The following is a 22,711-nucleotide window of genomic DNA, read 5'->3' as shown; positions in this document are numbered from 1 at the left end:
ATGACCGACCCCACCCACGCCCGTATCGGCGACCTCGTCAACAAGGCCGACGTGCTCCTGTTCATGAAGGGCAGCCCGCTGTTCCCGCAGTGCGGCTTTTCCAGCCGCGCGATCGCGATCCTCCAGCATCTGGGCGTCGAGTTCGACAGCGTCGACGTGCTTCAGGACCAGGAGGTCCGCCAGGGGATCAAGGCGTTCAGCGACTGGCCGACCATCCCGCAACTCTATGTAAAGGGCGAGTTCGTCGGTGGATCGGACATCATGATGGAGATGTACGAGAGCGGCGAGCTCAAGGAACTTCTGTCCGAGAAGGGGATTGCCCACGCGGAGTGACCCTCCGCGTGCAAAACCTTCAAGGCGAAGTGACGTGTTGCAGAATACCCAGGCCGTCGGCGTATCGGGCGGCGTCCGTGGAGCATCCCGCCCACTGCTGCTGTGCGACCTGACGCAGAGCTATTCGCCCTCGGGCGGCGGCGGCATCAGCACCTACCTGCGCGAAAAGCGCGACTATGTGCTGACCCACACGCCGCACCATCTGCTCCAGATCGTGCCCGGCCCCGAAGACCGCGTGACCGTCAACGGTCGCCACATCTTCGTCGAGGTCGGCGCCGATCCAGTGCGGGGCAGCCCCAATTACCGTTTCATCCTGCGCACCGGAAAGGTGCGTGAGGTGCTGGCCGAATACCGCCCCGACGTCATCGAATCGCTCTGCCCCTGGCTGCTGCCGTGGACCGCGATCAACCACCGCAAGGCGTTTCCGGAAACGACACTGGTCGCCGGGTACCGCACCGATTTCCCCAACGCCCACATCTACCGCGTCGGGCGCGAGAAATTCGGTGAGACGACCGCGCGCATCCTGCGGTCGCTGATCTGGGGCTATGCCGAAGTCACCTACCGCGAATTCGACTGGGTCTATACGCTCAGCGAAGACGCGCGCGCCGCCCTGCGCAAGCGCACGATCACGCGCTCGAGCGTGCTCCCGCTCGGCGTCGATACCGACCTGTTCCACCCGTCGAAGCGCGATCCCGACTATCGCCGCTCGCTGGGGCTTAGCGGGCAGGGGCCGCTGCTCGTCTATGCCGGACGCATCGACAACGAGAAGCGCGCCGACCGGCTGGTCGAGATGATGCGCCGCCTGCCGCGCGATCTGGGCGCTGCGCTCGTCATGGTCGGCGACGGCAAGCTGCGCGCCCGCCTCGAGGCCGAGGCTGCCGACCTGCCGGTAGCCTTTACCGGTTTCGAGGAGGATCGCGGCGAACTCGCCCGCGCGCTGGCGTCCGGCGACATCTACGTCTCGGCGATGGCGGACGAGACGTTCGGGGTTTCGGTACTGGAGGCGCAGGCATCGGGCCTGCCGATCATCGGCGTGACTGGCGGTGCCATGCCGGACCGGGTGCCGGAGGGCACTGGCCTGCTCTCGCCGGTCGACGATATGGTGGCGATGGCGGCGAACGTCGCCGCGATCTGGCCCGATCGCGCGCGCGATATGGGGCAGGCAGGGCGCGCGCTCGTCGAGGCGAACTACAGCTGGCGGCGCACGTTCGAGACGCTGTTCGGCGACATCTATCCTGCGGCGATGGCGAATACCGCGCGCCGGCTGGAGGAGGATGCGGCGCTGTTGTTCCCGCCGAAGCGCGATCCACGATCGCGCACCTATCGCGGGACGCTGGCGACGGCCTGATCTGTCGAAGAGCCGGGTGCGGGCGGGTCGCCTTGGGTGGGGACCATAGGGGGTTCGACGACCCGCCCTGCTGAAGCGTGGAACGCTCGGCTGTCACAAGCGATGCAGATGCCGTGCCAGTCGCGCGCGGCGGCGCTTTTCCGCGCCGGACGGTGGTTGCCGGCGGTTAACCACGCACCGCAATTGTAAAAATCGCCGACGCTCCCCGCCCGTTCGTACTGAGCTTGTCGAAGCACGTGTACCGGCACGTGCTTCGACAAGCTAAGCACGAACGGGGGGCTGGGTGGTCCGAACTTCAAGTCATTTCCACGCCGCAGCATCAGGAAATCCCCCTATTGACTACACACGTAATCAGTACGATTACAGGCGTAGTCGTAGGGAGGATCCACGTGGCCGAACGAATCAGCGATGCCGAGCATGCGGTGATGGAGGTGCTGTGGGACGCGTCCCCGCTCACCGCGCAGGACGTGGCCGAACGCGTCGCCCCCGACCGCGGCTGGAGCGCCAACACCGTCAAGACGCTGCTTGGGCGCCTGCTGTCCAAAAGCGTCGTCGGCTATGAGGAGGACGGGCGCCGCTACCTCTACCGCCCCCTTGTCGCGCGTGACGATTATGTCGCCGGCGAATCGCGGCGGCTGATGGACCGGCTGTTCGGCGGCAAGCTGACCCCGCTGGTCGCGCACATGGCCGAACGCGACGAACTGACCGCAGAGGACATCGCCGAGATCGAGGCGCTGCTGCAGGAGCTGAAGTCGTGATCGCCTGGGCCGTCGAAACGGTCATCGCCACCAGCCTGCTGATGCTGGTGGTGCTCGCGATCCGCACCCCTGTCCGCCGCCACTTCGGCCCGGCGATCGGCTATGCGCTCTGGGCGATCCCGGCGCTGCGCATGGTCCTGCCGCCGCTGCCCGACAGCTGGCGTGGTGCCGCGATCCCGGTGCTGCCGACGCCGCAGGACATCACCATCTACCTCGGCGATCCCGTCGCCACCTTGCCCGCGGAGGCCGCCAACGGTTTCGGCTGGCCCACCGTCGTGGTGGCGCTCTGGGTGATCGGCACCGCCGGCTTCGCCCTGTGGCACATCATCGCCCACCACCGGTTCTGCGCCCGCATCCGCCGCCATGCCGACAGCGTGACGCCGGTCGCGGCGGGCAATGTTCGGGTCATCGCCACCGATGCCGCCACCGGGCCGCTGGCGTTCGGCGTCTGGCGCAAGTTCGTCGCCTTCCCGCGCGATTTTGCCGAGCGGTACGATCCGCTCGAACAGGATCTGGCGCTGGCGCACGAGCTTGGCCACCACGCCCGCGGCGACCTGATCGCCAACTGGATCGCGCTCGTCATCCTGGCGGTCCACTGGTTCAATCCGGTCGCCTGGCGCGCCTATCGCGCCTTCCGCGCCGACCAGGAGATGGCGTGCGATGCCCTCGTCCTGGCCGGTCGCGCCCGCGAGCTGCGCGCCGCTTACGGTCGCGCCATCGTCAAGTCCGCGCACGGCGGCGCCGTGTCTGCCGCCTGTCACCTGCACACCATCAACGAGATCAAAGGGAGGTTGAAGATGCTTGGAGTTCACGACCGCACGACCCGTACCCGCCTGTATGCCGGCACCGCTGCCCTCGGCGCGCTGCTGCTGACCGGGCTCGGCGTTACCGCCTCCGGCACCGCAGCGGCAGAGGGCGTCCGCACCGGCGTCGAGACCGCGACAGGCGTCGATTTCGCGGCGATGGAGCTGCCGCGTCTGCCGGCGCTGGCGCAGGACCTGCCGCCGCCCCCTCCCGCACCGCCCGCGCCCCGGGCTCCCGGCGCGCCCGGCACCTCGATCGACCGTCAGGTCACCGTGACCAATGTCGACGGCAAGCCCGTGAAGAAGGTCCGCGTCATCATGCACGACAAGGACGGGGTGACCCGCACGCTGACCGACGACGAGATCGGCGATCTCGACATCAAGCTGCCCGAGGGGCCGGGCGGCGTGAAGCATCGTTTCGTGTTCCGCAGCAAGGACGGCAAGCCGATGGCCTGGGACGACAAGGCTATCGCGGGCCTGAGCCCCGAAATGCGCGACCGCCTGAAGAACATGCCCGAGATCAGCTCGCGCACCTGCACTGAGGGCGAGGGCAAGGGCGAGAACGTCATCCGCCGCGAGGATGGCGCGAAGAAGATCGTCATCATCTGCACCAACCGCATCGAGAAGATGGCGGCGCTGTCGATGGGTGAGGCCGACAAGGCCGGCACGCGCGCCGTCGTCATCCGCCGTCACGCCGAAACCACCGCTCTGGAGGGGCTGCGCGACGCCCGCCGCAGCATCGAGGCCAATCGCGACATGACCGACAGCCAGCGCGCCGCCGCCCTGTCCGGCATCGACAGCGCGATCCGCGAGATGGAATCGATGGAATCGAACCGCAAGGATTGACGGGTCGCTCGGCGGTTCCGCCCGGCTTCGGCGCCGCGCTCCCCTGTGCGGCGACCGGACGATTGTCGGGAGGCATGCGGGCGAACCGCCAGGTGCGGGCGGCGTCGGTGGCAACACCGGCGCCGCTTCGCGCGTGGGTGAGGGGTGTGCGTGAGGACGCCCGTCTGCGTGTGGGTGCGAAGGTGGCAAACGCTGCCTCCCCGTCCGTTCGTGCTGAGCCTGTCGAAGCACTGTCCTTCTCCGTGCCGCAACCACCGCGCCAACTACCCGCGCATCCCCCGCTTGCCCCGCTCCGCGCAAATCGCCATCTGAACCCCATGACCGCCGCCACCCTCCGCGGGCCCGAGACGCTTGAGCCCGGCGTCGTCAGGCTGACCGCGAACAACCCGTCGCCCTTCACCGACACCGGCACGCAGAGCTATGTCATCGGCACCACCGATGTCGCCGTGATCGATCCCGGCCCCGCGGACGACGCCGCGCACCTCGCCGCGCTGCTATCGGTCATCGGCGACCGCCCGCTCGTCGCGATCCTGTGCACCCACACCCACCGCGACCACAGCCCGCTCGCCCGCGCGCTGAAGGCGGCCATCAGCGCGCCGATCGTCGGCTGCGCCCCGCTCGCGCTCCCCGACGACGCCCCCCGCGCCGACGCAGCGTTCGACCATGATTACGCCGCCGACCGCGTGCTGGCGGACGGGGAGGGGGTGTCGGGCACCGGCTGGACGCTGACCGCGGTGTCGACGCCCGGCCACACCTCCAACCACCTCTGTTTCGCGCTGGAGGAAAGTGGCGCCCTGTTCAGTGGCGACCATGTCATGGGCTGGTCGACCAGCATCGTTTCGCCCCCCGACGGCGACATGGGCGACTATATGGCGAGCCTTCAGCGGCTGCTCGATCGCCCGCAGGACCGCGTCTATTACCCCGGCCACGGCCCCGCCGTCGCCAATCCGCAGCGGCTGGTGCGCGGCATGATGGGCCACCGCAAGAGCCGCGAGGGCGCGATCCTGCGCCTGCTGCGCTCCGGCGACACCGACATCGCCGCGATGGTGCAGGCGATGTATTCCGGCCTCGACCCCCGCATGCACCCCGCCGCCGCGCGATCTGTACTGGCGCATCTGCTCGACCTCGAACAGCGTGGGCTCGTCACCGGACAGGAGGATGCGACATGGTCGATCGCCGCGTGAAGCCCGGCCAGATCGTCGGCGCGGTGCTCGCCATCGTCATCCTCGTCGCGGCGGTGTTCATCGGCAAGCCGCTCTACGATCGCTTCACCGACAGCTATGTCGTCGCCCGCGCCGACGACGGCCAGGCGGTGACGCAGGTGGTGCGCGCGACGTTCTCCCGCGCCAGCGCGCTGAAGGTCGGCGCGCTGTCGGGCAGCGTCCAGGCGACCGCCTCCGACAGCCGATTGGGCGGGATGCTCACCGCCGACCACGTCATCAAGGCGCCGTTTTCCGTGGATTATTTCATCGACGTCTCGCGCCTGCGCCCCTCCGATTATCGCTACGATCCCGTCAGCCGCACGCTCGTCATCGACGCCCCCGACGTCACCATCGGCGCCGCCAACGTCGACGAGGCGCGCCGGACGCTCAGCGAAACCCGCGGGCTGTTCGTGACCCGCAAGGCGTTCGACCAGATGTCGCAGCGCGTCTCCGCCGCCGCGCAATCCTCCGCCGCCACCGAGGCGCAGAAGCCCGAGCGGCTCGCCCAGGCCCGCGACAATGCCCGCCGCGCGCTCGCCGGCCTGCTCGCACCCCCGCTCGCCGCCGCGGGCGAGCGCGACGTCCGCGTCGTCGTCACCTTCCCCTACGAACGCTCGGGGCCCCGCGAACGCTGGGACCAGAGCCGCACGCCCGAGCAGGTCCTCTCCAACCGCTATTGATCCGCGCGCACGCGCGGGCCACATGACAGGCGTGGTCAGCGCAAGGGTGGAATGATGGACGCACGGAACGGCATTGGCGGCTCGCTCACCGGGCTCGACCTGCGCGCCGAGATCGATCGGCTGCGCACGGAAAAGAACGCCGTCATCCTGGCGCATTACTACCAGAAGCCCGAGCTGCAGGACATCGCCGACTTCGTAGGCGACAGCCTGGACCTGTCGAAGAAGGCGGCGGAAACCGACGCCGACGTCATCGCCTTCTGCGGCGTGCGCTTCATGGCCGAGGTCGCGAAGATCCTGTCGCCCGACAAGATCGTGGTCCTGCCCGACATGGATGCCGGCTGCAGCCTCGAGGACAGCTGCCCCCCCGACCAGTTCAAGGCGTTCCGCGAGGCGCATCCCGACCACATCGCGCTCACCTACATCAACTCGTCGATCGAGGTGAAGGCGCTCAGCGACATCATCGTCACCTCATCGTCGGCGGAAAAGATCCTCAGCCAGATCCCGATGGACCAGAAGATCATCTTCGGTCCCGACAAGCATCTGGGCGGCTACATCAACCGCAAGATGGGCCGCGACATGCTGCTGTGGCCGGGCGTGTGCATCGTGCACGAGGCGTTCAGCGAAACCGAGCTCTTGAAGCTGAAGGCGCTGCACCCCGACGCCCCCGTCGCCGCGCATCCCGAATGCCCGCCGCACGTGCTCGACCACAGCGATTATGTCGGCTCGACCAGCGGCATCCTGAATTTCGCCAAGACCTTTCCCGGCGACACGCTGATCGTCGCGACCGAACCGCACATCATCCACCAGATGGAAAAGGCGGTGCCGCACAAGCAGTTCATCGGCGCGCCGGGTGCCGATGGCAACTGCAACTGCAACATCTGCCCGTACATGGCGCTCAACACGATGGAGAAGCTCTACGTCTCCCTGCGCGACCTCGAGCCCCGCATCGAGATCGCCGAACCGCTCCGCCTGAGCGCGAAGAAGAGCCTCGACGCGATGCTCTCGATGGCAAGCGCAACGGTGGGGATGGGCGATCTCGGGCCGGCCAAGGTGACGGGGGATTGAGCGGCGGTTCGTAAATGAAGGATGACGACTTACGCCCAATTGCGGACTTTCGGGTTCGAATTTTTAAGGAATCAGCGTCCTTAGGCGCTTCTGCAAATTTCATCAGGATCAAGCATACAAGCCAGCACCACAGTTAGCGTGCGAGAGTGCCGAGTATACGTGATATGAGCGGTTCAAGGTCGAAGACGCCAACCCTTACATATTGGGATACCCGCGGCATGCCGAACACAGCAGAAATTGAGCGATTGCGGGGACGTATCATTCAAACTCGCCATATGGAATCGGAGTCGAAAGACATCTCGGTTCGCATTGCGCACCGGCAAATGGGCGACGCGCTCGACCGGCAGCTAGCCGCAATTAGCCCCAAAATTATTTTGTCGCTGGTCGCCAAAACGCCGATCTAGCCCGCAGCTACTTTGTTCGTTTGATCGATTATTTCCAAGCTCTTCTATCTGTGTGCGCGTACTCAATCTGTTCAACGGGCGGTACGATGTCGAATTGGAAGTCTAGCCTGGATGTAATGTTCAGCAAAAGTGCGGCGTTTGACCGGGCGGAAGCACTCGATTTGCCGGAGCGTCGGCGGGCACAGGTCGCCGCAGACGCCGATTTTCTCGCCCGGATGGACGAGATTGAGCCCAAATTCCTTGAAGCCGCCGCCTACTTCAAGGGGAGAAAGTGGACCGCCGAGATCGTGCGGCACGAAGCCTCGTCAGAAAGCGACACCGGACTTCGTGCTCCGGCAGGAATGCACCTGCATTTCTCGAGGCCGGGAGAGGGCCAGCCCGAAAGGTCCATCGGGCCGTACTTCTCGTTCGTCTATGTCGCGGGCAGCAAGTCGGTGGCCTTTCTAGAATCGACCCTCGGACCGAACCATTCCGGATCGATGACTGGGGGCGGACGGTGTCCACTCGGCGAATTGACACCGGCGTTGGTGCAGGCGAGGTTGTCCGAGTACCTGCGGCGCATGCTGAAGGATGCGCTGCCCGGGATGACGTAAATCGGTGCGGGCGGATGACGCGCATCACGCGCGACATCGCTGCCTTTGGGGGTTGTGCGCCGGATCAGCCGCCTAAAGCCGCTGCGTGCACATTTGCCGCTAGTTCAGTAAATCGACTTCGACGGCGGCAAATCGCAAAGGTGGCAAATTCCGCTTTCCACCCAATTCCTGCCTTCACATATCGCCCGCTACCGTGCTCCCAACCCAATCAACCACGGCTTGACCCCGCCGGTCGGCTGCGGCCTCCCATCCAGCCGCACCGCACGCCGGATATCGATCGTTTTCAGCAGCATCTGCCCCCGCATCGCCCCCGATCCGCCACCGGTCGGCATCGCCAGGATGCGCTGCACCACGTCCATGCCCGCGACGACGCGCCCGAAGGCGGCATAGCCCTCATATTGCCCCGCGGCGTCCATGTTCGGCGCGCCGCCGATCGTGATGAAGAAATTGCCCCCCGCCGATCCGCCATAGGACGGACGCGCCATCGATATCGTGCCGTCGAGGTGCTTGATCCCGGTCTGGCTGGTCTTTTCCAGCGGAAACGGCGGCAGCATCCGGCGCGCGTCGGTGCGGATGCCGCCCTGCACGAAGCCGAACTTCGGCGCGATCTTCTTGCGCGCGGCGCGGTAGAACACGGTGCCGTCGAACCGCCCGTCATCGACATAGTTCAGGAAATTGCGCGTCGTCCGTGGCGCCCGCCGCGCATCCAGCGCCAGCACGATCGGCCCGGCGGTCGTCTCCAGCCGCACCCGGACATAGCCGGGCGTCGGGCGGTTCGACGGCACCTGCGCCGCGGCGGGCAGGGCGATCAACAGAGCGAGCAGGGTGGACAGGATACGCATGTCGGGCGGGCTAGGGGCGCGACAGTGCCAGCGCAAGCACATCACGCACCGGGCAAAACCGTCGGGTGGCCCAAACTTTCGGCGGCATCGAACAAGCGTAGGTCCAGCGTCGCCAGAGCGGCGTCGAGCCGAATGGCGCACGCCAGATGGACCGCATCGGGAAGCCGCAATTTCAGTTCGTATCGCAGCACGAATTGCGTCGCCAGTGCGACATCGGTCGCGGTCACATCGACCGATCGTGCCATTCGCGAACACCACAGATCGACGTCGCTCCATGCCGCGTCGGCCTGCGCCGGCGTGAACAGACGGGTACGCACATGGCGTGCCAGCGCGGATGCCGCTTCGCCCATGCCGAAATCGCTGACGACGACGGTCATGCCATCGGGCGCCGTCACGTCCCATGCCGCAGCGGTCGATTGCTCCTGCACATGCATCGCAATGATCACCGATGCGTCGAGATAGAGCGGCGCCGGCTTAGTCGCCACGAAGTTCGTTCAGCACATCGACGCTGGAGGTGTCGGCTGCGGGGCGCTCGGCGCGCCGTTTGGCGAGCCAGGCGCGGATATCCGTACCCGGCTCGGGGAGGATATCCGTTTTGGAGACGACCCGGAGTTCGACCGCCGGTTTGCCGTGCCGCGTGATGACCACGTGCTCGCCCGCCTCGGCTGCGGCGATAAGCCGTGACAGCTGATCCTTCGCGCCTGCAATGCTGTATGTCGCCATTCAACGTCTCCGATATGGCCATATACCGAATAAAGTGGCCATATTCAATGCGCCAGCCGGTCCTTCGCCACGTCCGCATCGAACACGAACAGCACCTCGTCGTCGGGCGCCTTCACCCCGTCCGCGACCTCCGTCGGCGCCACCCTGCGCAGGATGTGGCGGATCGCGGCCTTGCGGGCATCTTTCTTGTGGTCGGTCGCCACGCACACCCACGGCGCGGCACTGGTGTGCGTCGCCAGCAGCATCGCATCGCGCGCCGCCGAATAGGCGTCCCATTTCTCCTGCGCGACCGCGTCGAGCGGCGACACTTTCAGCGCCTTCAGCGGATCGTCGCGGCGTGCCTCCAGCCGTTTGGCCTGTTCGTCCTTCGAGATGTCGAGCCACAGCTTGACCAGCCGGATGCCGCTTTCGACCAGCATGCGTTCGAAATCGGGCACGTCGCGCAGGAATTGCGCCTGCTCCGCAGCGGTCGAGAAGCCGTTGACGACCTCAACGCCGGCCCGATTGTACCAGCTGCGGTTGAAGATCACGAGCTCGCCTGCCGCGGGCAGGTGCGCGACATAGCGTTGGAGAAACCACTGGGTTTTCTCGCGGTCCGATGGTTTCGGTAGCGCAACGACACGCGTCGATCGGACCGACAGATGCTCGGTCAGCCGCTTGATAAGCCCGTCCTTGCCCGCGGCGTCCCGCCCCTCCAGCACGATGACGATGCGCTCGCCCGATGTCTGGGCGGCGACCTGCGTTTCGACCAGGGCCAGTTGCAGGGCGTCCGATCCGCTCAATGTGTCGCTCACGCGCGTTCTCCCTGTCCTACGCTGCCCAGACTATGCCACAGGAGCAGGGGCAGGCCGATACCCCCCAATCGGCCGTCAACTTTGTCAACATTCGCGAGTGACGACGGCCATGACGATCCCCGGTTTCGACATCGACGCGTTCGTCGCCGCCACGCTGGCGGAGGATCTGGGAGATGTCACGAATGGGGGTGGCGACATCACCTCTGCCGCGGTCATCCCGGCGGACGCGCGCTTCGCCGGCGTCATGGACAGCCGCGACGCGATCACCGTCGCGGGGCTCGAGATTGCCGAGGCGTTCTTCCGCGCGCTCGATCCCGATGTCACGATCGAGCGGCTGGTGGAGGATGGCGCACGCGTCGCTCCCGGCGCCGATCTGATGCACCTGACCGGCAATGCCCGCGCGCTGCTGACCGCGGAGCGCTCCGCGCTCAACACCGTGCAGCATCTCTCCGGCATCGCCACGCTCACGCGCACCTATGTCGATGCCATCGCCGGCACCGGTGCGACGCTGCTCGACACGCGCAAGACCATCCCCGGCCTGCGCCTGCTCGAGAAATATGCGACCCGGATGGGGGGCGCGACCAATCACCGCGTGGGGTTGTGGGACGCGGCGATGATAAAGGACAACCACGTCGCGGTCGCGGGCTCGGTGGGGGAGGCCGTCGCCCGCGCCGTCCGCGCCGGTATCGCCCGCATCATCGTGGAGGTCGACCGCATCGACCAGATCGAACCCGCGCTCGCCGCTGGGGCGACGCACCTGCTGCTCGACAACATGGACGTCGCCACCCTGCGCGGCGCGGTCACGCTGATCGGCGGACGCGTGCCGACCGAGGCCTCGGGCGGTGTCCGCCTCGACACCATTCGCGCGATTGCCGAAACCGGCGTGACCTACATCAGCGTCGGGCGCCTGACCCAGTCGGCGCCGGCTGCCGATGTCGGTCTGGATTTCACCGCGATGTGACGCGCCATTGCGCTGTCCGCGATCGGCGTTAGCTTGGCGGCTGCAATTGGGGGAAATGGACATGACGCGACCGACATCGATCGTGACGTTTGAGCGTGTGTATCTGGGGGCGTGGGCGCTCGGCGTCATCAACACCGCGATGACGTGGTCGGTGGTGCAGGCGAGCCCGGAAGTGGCGCTTGCCACCGCGCAGATCGGTGCCTGGTATGTGCCGACCATTACCGCGATCGGGCTGCTGATCCCGCTGCTGGTCTGGTATTTCGTGGCTCGTCGCGGCAGCGCGGTGGCGAAATGGATCATGGTCGTGCTGACGGTCATCGGCGTCGGTGGTCTCGCTTTCTCGGCACTGATGGGGCGGCTGCCGGGAACGACCGCAGCGATCATCTCGATCGTCACCGTCGCGCTGAACGTCTTCGCCGCGACCCAGCTGTTCAAGCCCGATACGCGCGTATGGTTCGGCGAAACCCCGGTCGAGCGCGCATGACCCCGGCGCGCATCGTCCTGGCGCTGGCGGCGCTCACCGCGCCCGCAGTGGCGTCGGCGCAGGCGTATAAATGCGCGATCCCCGACCGCATCGCGACGCCGCGCCCCGACGGCCCGACGCCGCGCGAGCCGCGGCGTGTGCTGCCGATCGGGGGTTATACGCTGGCGATCACCTGGGCGCCGCAATATTGCCGCAGCAACGCCGACCGCGACGCATCGGCGTTCCAGTGCGGCGGCGGCAATCGCTTCGGTTTCACGCTCCACGGCCTGTGGCCGGACGGGCGCGGCAAGCAATGGCCGCAATATTGCAGCACTGCCGCGATCCTCCCGCGGGAGGTCGTGCAGGCCAATCTCTGCGCGACGCCCTCGCCGCAGCTGCTCCAGCATGAATATGCCAAGCACGGCACCTGCATGGCGGTGCCGCCCGCGGACTATTTCCGGCGATCGACCGCGCTTTACGCCCGGCTGCGCTATCCCGACATGGACGCGCTGTCGCGACGCCCGGGGCTGACGGTCGGTCAGTTCGCGACGGCCTTCGCGCGCACCAATCGCGGGATCGCCCCGGACATGCTGCGCGTGACCGCGAACCGCGGCGGCTGGCTGGACGAAGTGTGGCTGTGCCTCGACACGCGCATGGCCTATGCGCGCTGTCCGTCGCATCAGGGCGGGCTTGCCCCCTCGAAGCGGCTGAAGATCTGGCGCGGCGCGCGGTAGATCAGGCCTCGATCGTCATCGTCGACGGGTGATGACGGTCGAGGTGTTTGCGGATGATCCGCAGGTTGCGGGTGTTGGAGCGGAAGAAGAAATCGGCGGCATCGCCGACCAGCGGCACGGCGCCAAGCAGGGCGTCGAACCCGACGTTGGCCGACATCCGCGCCAGCTGCCACTTCGACATGCCGAGATTGCGGGCCTCCCACACGAGCCAGCTCCCCATCGCCGCCGCGATCACGTCGCCGACCACGGGGACCAGCCCGACGATGAAGTCGAGCCCGACCGGCTGGTTGATCCCCGGCACGACGAAGCTGCGCTCCAGCAGCTTCTCCAGCGCCTCGATCCGCTGGCGGACGGCGGCGGGGTCGGTGCCGAGCGACAGGCGGATGTCGGGGCGGAGCGGGGTGGGGTTGGCCATGTCCCTCAATTGGGGTCGCCGCGCAAATGGTTCAACGGGTGCGCCGCGCGGGCATTGGGCGTGAACGCCTTCAGCCGCGCCGCCACCAGCGACCAGCGGAGCGGGCGCGCGATCGGGATGAAGGCCACGTCCGCCGCCAGCGCCTGATCGGCGGCGCTCAGCAACCGCGCCCGCTCCTCGAGCGTATCGGCATCGCGCGCCGCGGCGATCTGCGCCGCAACCGGCGCGCCGCACGGCTGGCACGCGGTGCGCAGATACCATCGCGCGCTGTCATAGGGGGCGACCTGATCGACCAGCCGCAGGTCGGCATCGGCATCGGCGGGGACGCGCACCGTGGCGATCCCCACGCGGCGAAGCATCGCCCCCAGCTGGCCGTAGAGCGTCGTCATCCCCGGCCCGGACGGCAATGCGATGCGCAGCCGCACCGGCTGCCCCCAGGCCGCGACCTGCGCCGCGGCCGCCGCCTGGCGCTCGTCGGGCGGCAGCAACGACCAGCCGGCAGGCGCAGGCGCTGCGGCGGCGTCGAGCTGCTCGGGAAGCACCGTCTCGCTCGTGCTCCAGCCGTCGCGGAAGACCCCGACCAGCGCGGTGCGGTCGATTGCCTGCGCCAGCGCGGCGCGGTGGTCGGCGCTCGCCAGGAACCCCGCGCGGTTGGCGATGGCGAGGCCGAACAACCCGGCGGCGGGGTCGACGCGGATATTGGCGGGCGCGACCCCGGCGAGAGCGAGCAGCGGCCAGTCGGCAAGCGTGCCCCCGGTCACCATGTCCGACCTCTTGTCGGCAAAGCGCAGCACCGCCACCGACGCGCGTTCGCCCCGCAGCCGCACGAATGCCTCGGGCGGTGGCGCCTCGTCGTCGTCGGTCTCGGCGAGCGGGCGCAGCATAACGCCCGGACCCGCGGCGCCGGCCACGATCCGGAACGGGCCGGCACCGGCGATCCCTCCCCGCGCGGCGATCGTCATGTCGCCCTGCGCGAACAGCTTCAGCAGGTCGGGGCGGGGGCGTTTCAGCCGCACCTCGATCACCTGCGGCGTCATCGCCACGATCTCGTCGATCGCGGTGAGGTAGGGCGCGACCGCCGTGCCCGGGCGCGCGGCGACCGCGCGGCGCAGGACGGGCACGATATCCTCCGCGACGACCGCTCGGCCATCGGGCCAGCTGGCCTCGCGCAGGCGGAAGATGAAGCTGCGGTTGTCGTCGCGCACGATCCAGCGTTCGGCGAGGCCCGGCTCGATCCCGCCGGCGGCGTCGAACTGGACCAGGCCCTGCGCGGTCGCCGCGACCAGCGTGCGGGTCGCGGGGGAGGGGGGCGCGCGCCCGGTCGCGGCGGTGTTGACCGGCCCGCCGATGACGCTGACGACGACCGGCACGTCATCGGGCCGGCGCTCGCACGCGGCGAGGGTCGAGAGGAGAAGAGCAGTGGTGCGGACGGCGGGACTCGAACCCGCACGCCGTTTCGGGCGAGGGATTTTAAGTCCCGTGCGTCTACCAATTTCGCCACGTCCGCGCACTGACGGAGCGAGGAACAAGCGCAGCTTGTTCCAGACTCCGTCGAGCCGGCCGGCGGGCATTAGCCCGTCCGACGTCATGCGATTTACTCGCATGACGGCTCGATACGCTAGTCGTTTCATTAGAAAAGCTATTGGCCGATATTCGCGCCGCGGCAAAGGCTCTCCTGAGCGCCTGCCTTGCAGGCAGTCGAAGGGCCGCGTCGTGACGTCGAACCTCGCATGCGCGAGGCCGGCCGGTTTTCGGCGAGTCCGTCCGTAAGGTGCGCTCGCTCCGCTCCGCTTACCTTGCGACCGGCCGCCTCAAACGTTCAGCCGTGCCCGCATTTCCTTGCCGGGCTTGAAGTACGGCACGCGCTTCGCCTCGACATCCACGGTTTCGCCGGTGCGGGGGTTGCGACCCTGGCGGGCGTCGCGGGCGCGGGTAGAGAAAGCGCCGAAGCCGCGCAGCTCGACACGGCCATCCGCCGTCAGTCGCGAGACGATCTGGTCGAAGAACACATCGACGATCTTCTCGATATCGCGCGCCGAAAGGTCGGCGTGATCGCGCATCAACATGGTCACAAGTTCAGACCGGATCATTCCGCCCCCCAGAGCGTCCCCGTTCGAATGGCCGGGCGTGGCGCATCCTTGCAGAGACCGTTCTTACGCAGCAATCCCAACTTACATCAACTGGCGGGACCAAAAAAAGCGGGGCAGCAAAGTATTTTGCTGCCCCGTTTCGATGTTACTTGGTTTCGCCGGTGCGGGCCTTGAGGGCCTCGCCCAGGATGTCGCCGAGCGACGCACCCGAGTCGGACGAACCGTACTGCTGGACCGCCTGCTTCTCCTCGGCGATCTGCATCGCCTTGACCGAGAAGGTCGGCTTCTTCGACCGGTCGAACCCGGTGACCATCGCGTCGAACTTCTGCCCGACCTGGAACCGCTCCGGACGCTGCTCGTCGCGGTCGCGACCGAGGTCGGTGCGCTTGATGAAGCCGGTCGCGCCGTCTTCGCCTGCCTGCACCTCGAGGCCCGCGTCGCGGACTTCGAGGACGGTGACCGTGACGACCGAGTTCTTGTTCAGCTTGTCGCCGGCTGCCGCCGCGCCGACCACGGGGCCACCGCGCTCGAGCTGCTTCATGCCGAGCGAGATACGCTCCTTGTCGGGCTCGATCGCGAGCACGACGGCCTGGACCGTCTCACCCTTGCGATGCAGGTTGAGCGCGTCCTCGCCCGAGATGCCCCAGGCGATGTCCGACATGTGGACCATGCCGTCGACGTCGTTGTCGAGGCCGATGAACAGGCCGAATTCGGTCGCGTTCTTGACTTCGCCCTCGACGGTCGAGCCGACCGGGTGCGCAGCCTCGAAGGCCTCCCACGGATTGGCCTGCGCCTGCTTCAGGCCGAGCGAGATGCGGCGCTTGTCCTGATCGACCTCGAGGACGACGACTTCGACTTCCTGGCTGGTCGACACGATCTTGCCGGGGTGGACGTTCTTCTTGGTCCACGACATTTCCGACACGTGGACCAGGCCCTCGATGCCGGCTTCCAGCTCGACGAACGCACCATATTCGGTGATGTTCGTGACGCGGCCCGACAGCTTGGCGCCGACCGGGTACTTCTGCATCGCGCCGTCCCAAGGATCGCTCTCGAGCTGCTTCATGCCCAGCGAGATGCGCTGCGTGTCCTTGTTGATGCGGATGATCTGGACCTTGACGGTGTCGCCGATGTTCAGGACTTCCGACGGATGGCCGACGCGCTTGTAGCTGAGGTCGGTGACGTGCAGCAGGCCGTCGATGCCGCCCAAGTCGACGAACGCACCGTAATCGGTGATGTTCTTGACGACGCCGTCGATGATCTGGCCCTCGGCCAGGCTCAGGATCAGGCCCGAACGCTGCTCGGCGCGGGTCTCTTCCAGAACGGCGCGGCGCGACACGACGATGTTGCCGCGCTTGCGGTCCATCTTCAGGATCTGGAACGGCTGCGGGATGTCCATCAGCGGGGTGACGTCGCGCACCGGACGGATATCGACCTGCGACCCCGGCAGGAAGGCAACCGCGCCCGAGAGATCGACGGTGAAGCCGCCCTTGACGCGACCGAAGATCACGCCCTCGACGCGGGCCGACTTGGCGAATTCGGTTTCCAGCGTGTCCCAGGCGGCTTCGCGGCGGGCGCGGTCGCGGCTGAGCATGGCTTCGCCGTTCGCATTCTCGACGCGGTCGACATAAACCTGGACTTCGTCACCGACCTTCAGGTCGGCCTTCTGGCCCGGCGCGGCGAATTCGCGCAGCGGCACGCGGCCTTCGCTCTTCAGGCCGACGTCGATGACGGCCAGGTCGTTCTCGATGCCGGTGACGGTGCCGATGACGACGCGGCCTTCGAACCCGTCGGCCTGGCCGAGAGTGGCGTCGAGCATTGCGGCGAAATCATCGCGGGTGGGATTGGCGGCGGTTGCCATAAATATGGGCGTCCTGTTCAACTGTTTTCCGGCCAGCCGGTTGGATCCGGCGGTCTTGGCCAAAATGCCGCGGCGGCCGGGTGCCGAACGCGGCGTCCACCGGGGCAAAGCCGCCGACGCGAAGACTTTGGGACTGATGCGCATACGGCGCGGCCAGCGATGCCGGTATCGACCGGGTGCGCTCCGCGCCTCGCGAGCTAGGGCTGTTTCGCCGTTGCCGTCCGAGCCTCCACGAGCGAAATCGCCCGCTGGACGGCGGCGTCTATAGAGAGAAAGCTGGTGTCGAGCAAGGCGGCATCCTCGGCGGCGCGCAAGGGCGCTTGGCTGCGGCTGGAATCGCGTTCGTCCCGCGCGCGGATGTCGGCCAGCACCTTGTCCAGGCTCGCAAAGCTGCCGCGGTCGCGCAACTCGGCGTGGCGGCGACGGGCGCGGATCATTGGCGTCGCCTTCACGAACAGCTTGGCGTCGGCGTGCGGCGCGATGACGGTGCCGATATCGCGCCCGTCGAGCACTGCGCCGCCGGGCTGTGCCGCGAACCTTTTCTGCCGCTGGAGCAGCGCCGCCCGCACCAGCGGGTGTGCGGACACGATCGACGCGGTCTTGCCGATCAGGTCGTCCTTCAGCCGCTCCTGCGCCAGCATCGCCTCGTCGAAATTGCACGCAGCGACCGCGTCGGCCTCCTTCTCGGGGTCGAGCTCGTTGTCGAGCACGGTGGCGGCGACCGCGCGGTAGAGCAGGCCGGTGTCGAGATGCGGCAACTTATAGTGCCGCGCCAGCGCGCGGGCGATGGTGCCCTTGCCGGAAGCCGCGGGTCCGTCGACGGCGATAATCATGCCTCGACTTCCGCCACCGGGGCGACCGCGTCAAGCGTCGCGAAGAACATGGGATAGCTGGTTGCGACCGGCGACGCGTCGTCGATCGTGACCGGTGCTGCGGCGTGCAGCCCGGCGACCGTCAGGCTCATCGCGATACGGTGGTCGAGCAGCGAGGCGATCGTCGCGCCGCCGGGCAGGGGCCCGCCGCCGGTGCCGGTCACCGACAGGCCATCGTCGTGCTCGGTGACGGCCACGCCGATTGCCGACAGCGCCGCTGCCATCGCGGCGATGCGGTCCGATTCCTTGACGCGCAATTCCTCCGCCCCGCGCGCGACCGTCGTGCCTGTGGCGAAGGCGGCTGCGACGAACAGCGCGGGATATTCGTCGATCATGCTCGGTGCCAGGTCGTGCGGCACGGTGATCGCCGACAGCGCGGCGTGGCGGACGTGCAGGTCAGCGACCGGCTCGCCCCCGACACTGCGCGCATCGCGCTCGGTGATATCGGCGCCCATCATCCTGAGTGCTGTGACCAGTCCGCTGCGCGTCGGATTCAGCCCGACATTCTCGATCACCACGTCCGACCCCGGCACCACGCTCGCCGCGACCAGCCAGAAGGCAGCGGAGGAGGGATCGCCCGGCACGACGATATGCTGTGGCGCCAGTTCGGCCTCGCCGCGGATCGATATCACGCGGCCCTCGGGCGTTTCCTCGATGGTCAGGTCGGCGCCGAACCCCGCCAGCATCCGCTCGCTGTGATCACGGGTCGCGACCGGCTCGATCACGCGGGTGATGCCCGGCGTGTTGAGTCCCGCGAGCAATATCGCCGACTTCACTTGCGCCGACGCGACCGGCAGCGTGTAGGTGATCGGCACCGCCGGTACGATCCCGCGGACCATCAGCGGGAGGCGCCCACCCGGACTCGCGGTGATCTCGGCACCCATCGTCGCCAGCGGATCGATCACGCGCCCCATCGGTCGCTTGCTGAGCGAAGCGTCGCCGGTGAACGTGGCGGTGATGGCGTGGCTCGCGACCAGCCCCATCAGCAGCCGCGTCGATGTGCCCGAATTGCCCATGTCGAGCGCACTCGCTGGCTGGAGCAAGCCGCCGACGCCCACGCCGTGGATCCGCCAGCTACCGTCGTCGTCGCGCTCGATCGTCGCGCCCATTGCGCGCAGCGCCGCCGCAGTGGCGAGCACGTCCTCGCCCTCAAGAAGTCCCTCGACCCGGCTTTCCCCGACTGCCAGCGCGGAAAACATCAGCGCGCGGTGGCTGATCGACTTGTCGCCGGGCACGCGCACCCGGCCTTTCAACGCACCGCGCGGGCCGATCGTCAGCGGGGAAGGGGCGGGGTGGCTCATGCGCCGGGGTCTTTGACAGTGCCCTTGCGCTATGGCAAGGCGCGCCCCACGTCGCTGGCACTGTCGGCGATTTCCCGATTATTCCTGTAAGCGAGAGCGGTTCATGGTGAAGCCCGAATGGGGCACGAAGCGTGCGTGTCCGAAGTGCGGAACGCGCTTCTATGATCTCGGCAAGGATGATCCGGTCACCTGCATCGAATGCGGCGTGAACTGGAACCCCGAGCCCATCCTGAAGTCCAAGCAGCCGCTGCCGTTCGAGGCGGTGAAGGCCGACAAGAAGGAAGCCGATTCCGATCTCGGGGCGGATGACGATCTGGACGCCGACGTCGAGGAAGAAGAGCCCTCGGCCGACGACGACGTCGACCTGGGCGGCGACGACGACCTGGGCGTCAAGACCGCGGACGAAGACGAGGAAAGCTGATTTTCCTGGCACGGGTTGGGCGGTGCGGTTTTTCCCGAGAAACCCCGCTCAACCCGCTTGCCAACCGCGTCGCGCCTGACTAGAGGCGACGCCTTCCCAGGGTATATCCCGCAAGGTTCGGGGCCGTAGCTCAGCTGGGAGAGCGCTGCAATGGCATTGCAGAGGTCAGGGGTTCGATCCCCCTCGGCTCCACCATCTTTCCATGATCTCAGATACTTGGGCGTCTTACGGCGCCGCGTCGGTTTTTGTGCGCGTCGCGCGTGATGCCGGCACCACTTCGATCCTGAGCGGCGCTGCCGTCAGGTAGCGGCGGACCACCGCCTGCACCGCGGCGGCATCGACCACGCGGCGCCCCTCCACATAGCTGCGGATCGATTCGACCTGGCGCGGATCGTCGAGATCGCCGCCGAGCGCCGCACGCCAATAGGCGTTACCCGCGCGGTTGCGTTCGGCGGCGGCGACGACGGTCTGGCGCGCGCGGGCAAGCGCATCGGCGTCCGGCCCGCGCGCGGCGATGTCGGCCACGATGCGCGTGACGGCGGCGGCGAAGTCGGCGATGCGTTCGGGCCGCAGCTGCGCGCTGGCGACGACCGCGCCGAAATCTTCGAAGCCGGGCGCCGCAGATCCGCTCACGCTCGGGCTGTAGCTGCCGCCTTCGGTCTCGCGGAATTCCTCGGTCAGGCGGTTCTGGATCAGCGCCTGCGCGACCAGCAGCGCGCGTGCTGTCTTCAGGTCGGCCAGCGCACCGCCCGTGCGCCAGGCGAGCATCACCGCCGCCTGATCCGGATCGCCCGCGTGGGTCGCCCGGATCGGTCCTGCCGCCATCGCCGAAATGGCGAGCGACGCGGCGGCGGGCGGCACGTCGGTGCGCGGCGGCAGCGCGCCGAACGTCCGCGCGACCGCGGCGATGGCGGCATCGCGGTCGACGTCGCCGACGATCGCGATGCGTACCGGCCCGGCCGCCATCTGCTCGGTCCAGTAGCGCCGCAGCCCCAGCACGGTCGCACCATAGACGTCGCCGGGCGCCGGCAGGCCACGGAAGCGCAGGTCGCCCCCGTAGAGCGCGGGCGCCGCGACGAGTTGCAGCACCGAGCCTGGCCGGTTGCGGATCGTCGCGAACACCGCCTTGAACCCGTCCTTCGCCTGGGAAAGCGCGACCGGATCGATGCTTGGTCGCAGCACACCCGCCAGCATCACGCGCAGTGCCTCGTCGAGGTCGCGGCGGCTGGTCGTGCCGCTGAGGCTGAGCGCCCCGGTGCCCGGCGAAACGCCGAACCCGACCTGCCGCCCCGCCGCGAAGCGCGCGAGCTCGGGCGCGGTGAAGCCCGCGATCCCGCTCGCCGCCAGCACGCCGCTGCTCCATCCCAGCCCGGCATCGCCCGGGCGCCGCCCGGCCAAGCCGTGGCCGATGCGCACGTCGATGCCGATCGAATCGCGTGCATAGTCGGTGTGCTTGATGTCCAGCTCGACGCCGTTGGCGAAGGTGACGCGCTCGATGCCGAGGTCGTTGATCCGGCGTTCCCCGGCAATGGCGCCCGCGGCGCGCGGCGGGCTGAGCGCGTCGATGGTGACGGTCCGCAGCGCGGACGCGGCACCGCCGCCGGCCTTGCGGGCATCGGTCAAGGCCTTGGCCGCGTCGCCGGCAGGGACCGGCGCTCGCGCGATCACCAGCAGGCGCGGTTCGGGCGCGAACAGCGTGCGCAATACCGACTGCACTGCCGCGGGCGTGATCGCCGGAACCTGCGCCGCGAACAGATCGGCGTAATAGGCGCGGGGGCCGGCGACGTCGCCGCTGTCCACCGCCCCGACGAACAGGTCGGCCTGCGTCGCCGACGACCATGTCGTGCTGGTATCGGCCGCGCGGCGCAGCGCCTGGCCGACGCCGGCGGTCTGCTGGTCGATCTCGGCCTGGTCGACCGGTGTCGCGAGCGTGCGGTTGACGACGCGGTACGCCTGGACCAGCGCGGGGAGCAGCCGGTCGGGGCGGGGCGAAACCGACAGCGTGGTCTGGTCGGCAAGATTGCGCGACTGCGACCGCGAGACGCTGGCGCCCAGCATGTCGCCCCCGGTCCGCGCCTCCGCATCCAGCCGCTGGTTCAGGATCCTGAGCGCGATCGTCGCCAGCGTATCGGCGCGCTCGCGCTCGGCGGTGACCACCGCGTCGTCGTGCGGCGCGATCCACGCGACCGCCAGCCCCGCCGGCACCAACGGATCGACGACGATGCGCGTGTTCGTCGCAGGGATCGTCGGCGCGCCATAGGCCGGCTCGCTCGGGCGCGGCCCGTCGCCCTGCCAGCCGCCGAAATGCCGCCGCACCAGCCCCTCCAGCACCGCCGGATCGGCATCGCCCGCGACCACCACGACCGCGCGCTCGGGACGGTACCAGCGTTTGTAGAACCGCCGCAGCCCGGCGCTGTCCGTCGCCGCCAGCGACGCCGCGGTGCCGCCGACGTCGCGGCGTTCGGCGAGCAGCCCGGACTGGAACAGCGGGCGCACCGCGTCCTGCACCTTCTGCGCGCTCGGCGTGATCCGGGCGGCGCGCTCGGCCAGCACGACCTTGCGCTCGATATCGACCAGCTTCGGCGCGATCGTCGCGTCGGTCATCATGTCGGCAAGCGCGCCCGTCGCTTCGTCGAGCGATGCGGCGTCGTTTCGCGGCAGGTCGAGCTTGTACACCGTCGCGCGCATCGAGGTGAAGGCGTTGGTGTCCGATCCAAAGCTCGCGCCCAGCCGCTGCCACAGCCGCACCGCTTCGCCGTCCGGGCGTCGGGTGGTGCCGCGGAACACCATGTGCTCCAGGAAATGCGCCCAGCCGCTCTCCGCGTCGCCCTCCATCAGCGCGCCGGCGTCGATGCGCACGCGGATCGCGACCGTGTTGGGCGGGGTGGCGTTGCGCCGCACGGCATAGCGGACGCCGTTGGGCAGCGTCCCCGTCCGCCACTCAGGATCGGCGGGAATGTCGCTGCCCGCGTGCAGCCACGACGGCGCCACCGCGGGCGCGGCGACCGGCGGCGTCGGCGTCTGGTTCCGGGCGACGCCCGCCGCCGCACAGGCCATCAGGGCGAGTGCCGAAAGGCGGCGGGCGAGCGAATTCAGGGGCATGGATGGGGAAACTCCGGTTCCCGCCAGCTTGCCCGATCGCCGCCAGGCCGCAAAGCCACTTGGCGATGACACCGGTTTCCAATAGCGTGCCTCGTATCGGGGG

24 protein-coding genes and 2 tRNA genes are annotated in these 22,711 nt (G+C 68.3%); 14 read left to right on the top strand and 12 right to left on the bottom strand.

Annotated elements, in window-relative coordinates; all coding sequences use genetic code 11:
- The 9 genes from grxD (at position 1) to M9980_RS07260 (ending at position 8,032) form a co-directional block, all read left to right on the top strand.
- Complete coding sequence (gene grxD, locus M9980_RS07300; protein ID WP_250748240.1) at positions 1-333, top strand: Grx4 family monothiol glutaredoxin; 333 nt, start codon at positions 1-3, stop codon at positions 331-333.
- Between the two features lie 34 nt (positions 334-367).
- Complete coding sequence (locus M9980_RS07295) at positions 368-1,681, top strand: glycosyltransferase (RefSeq protein ID WP_250748226.1); 1,314 nt, start codon at positions 368-370, stop codon at positions 1,679-1,681.
- 389 nt (positions 1,682-2,070) lie between these two features.
- Positions 2,071-2,439: a BlaI/MecI/CopY family transcriptional regulator gene (locus tag M9980_RS07290; RefSeq protein ID WP_250748224.1), complete on the top strand. Its 369-nt coding sequence runs from the start codon at positions 2,071-2,073 to the stop codon at positions 2,437-2,439.
- Positions 2,436-4,088 carry a M56 family metallopeptidase gene (locus M9980_RS07285; RefSeq protein ID WP_250748222.1) on the top strand — a complete coding sequence of 551 codons (1,653 nt, stop codon included), beginning with the start codon at positions 2,436-2,438 and terminating at the stop codon, positions 4,086-4,088. The genes M9980_RS07290 and M9980_RS07285 overlap by 4 nt, the downstream gene beginning before the upstream one ends.
- A 317-nt stretch (positions 4,089-4,405) precedes the next feature.
- Complete coding sequence (locus tag M9980_RS07280; protein WP_250748220.1) at positions 4,406-5,272, top strand: MBL fold metallo-hydrolase; 867 nt, start codon at positions 4,406-4,408, stop codon at positions 5,270-5,272.
- A complete protein-coding gene (locus M9980_RS07275; protein ID WP_250748218.1) occupies positions 5,254-5,970 on the top strand; it encodes a DUF4230 domain-containing protein in 717 nt (238 codons plus the stop codon). The genes M9980_RS07280 and M9980_RS07275 overlap by 19 nt, the downstream gene beginning before the upstream one ends.
- Before the next feature lie 54 nt (positions 5,971-6,024).
- The gene (gene nadA, locus M9980_RS07270) at positions 6,025-7,035 is read left to right on the top strand and encodes a quinolinate synthase NadA (RefSeq protein ID WP_250754822.1); all 1,011 of its coding nucleotides are present in this window, start codon (positions 6,025-6,027) and stop codon (positions 7,033-7,035) included.
- 218 nt (positions 7,036-7,253) lie between these two features.
- Complete coding sequence (locus tag M9980_RS07265) at positions 7,254-7,439, top strand: hypothetical protein (RefSeq protein ID WP_250748216.1); 186 nt, start codon at positions 7,254-7,256, stop codon at positions 7,437-7,439.
- 20 nt (positions 7,440-7,459) lie between these two features.
- Complete coding sequence (locus tag M9980_RS07260; RefSeq protein ID WP_250748214.1) at positions 7,460-8,032, top strand: hypothetical protein; 573 nt, start codon at positions 7,460-7,462, stop codon at positions 8,030-8,032.
- Between the two features lie 188 nt (positions 8,033-8,220).
- Here M9980_RS07260 and M9980_RS07255 read toward each other — a convergent pair whose 3' ends face one another.
- The 4 genes from M9980_RS07255 to ppk2 are packed head-to-tail and all read right to left on the bottom strand — an operon-like array spanning position 8,221 to position 10,391.
- Entirely contained in the window at positions 8,221-8,874 is a 654-nt protein-coding gene (locus M9980_RS07255; protein ID WP_250748212.1) for a peptidylprolyl isomerase, read from the bottom strand.
- Positions 8,875-8,915: 41 nt separating this feature from the next.
- The gene (locus tag M9980_RS07250) at positions 8,916-9,359 is read right to left on the bottom strand and encodes a type II toxin-antitoxin system VapC family toxin (RefSeq protein WP_250748210.1); all 444 of its coding nucleotides are present in this window, start codon (positions 9,357-9,359) and stop codon (positions 8,916-8,918) included.
- A complete protein-coding gene (locus M9980_RS07245) occupies positions 9,349-9,597 on the bottom strand; it encodes a type II toxin-antitoxin system Phd/YefM family antitoxin (protein WP_250748208.1) in 249 nt (82 codons plus the stop codon). The genes M9980_RS07250 and M9980_RS07245 overlap by 11 nt, the downstream gene beginning before the upstream one ends.
- A gap of 44 nt (positions 9,598-9,641) precedes the next feature.
- On the bottom strand, positions 9,642-10,391 hold the full coding sequence (gene ppk2, locus M9980_RS07240) for a polyphosphate kinase 2 (protein WP_422921341.1): 750 nt from the start codon (positions 10,389-10,391) through the stop codon (positions 9,642-9,644).
- Positions 10,392-10,500: 109 nt separating this feature from the next.
- Between ppk2 and nadC the strand changes: the two genes are divergently transcribed.
- The 3 genes from nadC (at position 10,501) to M9980_RS07225 (ending at position 12,549) form a co-directional block, all read left to right on the top strand.
- Positions 10,501-11,352 (top strand): carboxylating nicotinate-nucleotide diphosphorylase, encoded by an 852-nt coding sequence (gene nadC, locus M9980_RS07235; protein WP_250748206.1) that lies wholly within the window; start codon positions 10,501-10,503, stop codon positions 11,350-11,352.
- Between the two features lie 61 nt (positions 11,353-11,413).
- Positions 11,414-11,836, top strand: coding sequence for a hypothetical protein (locus M9980_RS07230; RefSeq protein ID WP_250748197.1), 423 nt, complete (start codon positions 11,414-11,416; stop codon positions 11,834-11,836).
- On the top strand, positions 11,833-12,549 hold the full coding sequence (locus M9980_RS07225; protein ID WP_250748194.1) for a ribonuclease T2 family protein: 717 nt from the start codon (positions 11,833-11,835) through the stop codon (positions 12,547-12,549). The genes M9980_RS07230 and M9980_RS07225 overlap by 4 nt, the downstream gene beginning before the upstream one ends.
- A gap of 1 nt (position 12,550) precedes the next feature.
- Here the strand turns inward: M9980_RS07225 and M9980_RS07220 are convergent, their stop codons facing one another.
- From M9980_RS07220 to aroA, 7 genes are all read right to left on the bottom strand, one after another.
- Positions 12,551-12,964, bottom strand: coding sequence for a DUF4112 domain-containing protein (locus M9980_RS07220; protein ID WP_250748192.1), 414 nt, complete (start codon positions 12,962-12,964; stop codon positions 12,551-12,553).
- A 5-nt stretch (positions 12,965-12,969) separates the two neighbouring features.
- Positions 12,970-14,334, bottom strand: coding sequence for an ABC transporter substrate-binding protein (locus tag M9980_RS07215; protein ID WP_250748191.1), 1,365 nt, complete (start codon positions 14,332-14,334; stop codon positions 12,970-12,972).
- Between the two features lie 50 nt (positions 14,335-14,384).
- A tRNA-Leu gene (locus M9980_RS07210) sits at positions 14,385-14,471 on the bottom strand.
- Positions 14,472-14,775: 304 nt separating this feature from the next.
- A complete protein-coding gene (locus M9980_RS07205) occupies positions 14,776-15,054 on the bottom strand; it encodes an integration host factor subunit beta (protein ID WP_250748188.1) in 279 nt (92 codons plus the stop codon).
- A 145-nt stretch (positions 15,055-15,199) separates the two neighbouring features.
- The gene (rpsA, locus tag M9980_RS07200) at positions 15,200-16,912 is read right to left on the bottom strand and encodes a 30S ribosomal protein S1 (RefSeq protein WP_250748180.1); all 1,713 of its coding nucleotides are present in this window, start codon (positions 16,910-16,912) and stop codon (positions 15,200-15,202) included.
- Between the two features lie 197 nt (positions 16,913-17,109).
- On the bottom strand, positions 17,110-17,745 hold the full coding sequence (cmk, locus tag M9980_RS07195) for a (d)CMP kinase (RefSeq protein ID WP_250748175.1): 636 nt from the start codon (positions 17,743-17,745) through the stop codon (positions 17,110-17,112).
- The gene (aroA, locus tag M9980_RS07190) at positions 17,742-19,085 is read right to left on the bottom strand and encodes a 3-phosphoshikimate 1-carboxyvinyltransferase (RefSeq protein WP_250748163.1); all 1,344 of its coding nucleotides are present in this window, start codon (positions 19,083-19,085) and stop codon (positions 17,742-17,744) included. The genes cmk and aroA overlap by 4 nt, the downstream gene beginning before the upstream one ends.
- A 103-nt stretch (positions 19,086-19,188) precedes the next feature.
- On the opposite strand from aroA, the gene M9980_RS07185 reads away from it, so the two are divergent.
- Together M9980_RS07185 and M9980_RS07180 are read left to right on the top strand one after the other, a co-directional pair.
- A complete protein-coding gene (locus tag M9980_RS07185; RefSeq protein ID WP_250748154.1) occupies positions 19,189-19,506 on the top strand; it encodes an FYDLN acid domain-containing protein in 318 nt (105 codons plus the stop codon).
- A 119-nt stretch (positions 19,507-19,625) separates the two neighbouring features.
- A tRNA-Ala gene (locus M9980_RS07180) sits at positions 19,626-19,701 on the top strand.
- 30 nt (positions 19,702-19,731) lie between these two features.
- Here the strand turns inward: M9980_RS07180 and M9980_RS07175 are convergent.
- Positions 19,732-22,608 carry a M16 family metallopeptidase gene (locus M9980_RS07175; protein ID WP_250748152.1) on the bottom strand — a complete coding sequence of 959 codons (2,877 nt, stop codon included), beginning with the start codon at positions 22,606-22,608 and terminating at the stop codon, positions 19,732-19,734.
- Between the last annotated feature and the right edge of the window lie 103 nt (positions 22,609-22,711).

It is taken from the genome of Sphingomonas donggukensis, assembly GCF_023674425.1.
GTDB lineage: Bacteria > Pseudomonadota > Alphaproteobacteria > Sphingomonadales > Sphingomonadaceae > Sphingomonas > Sphingomonas donggukensis.
Note: the sequence above shows the minus strand (reverse complement) of the source record. Positions and strands in the feature narration are given on the sequence as shown.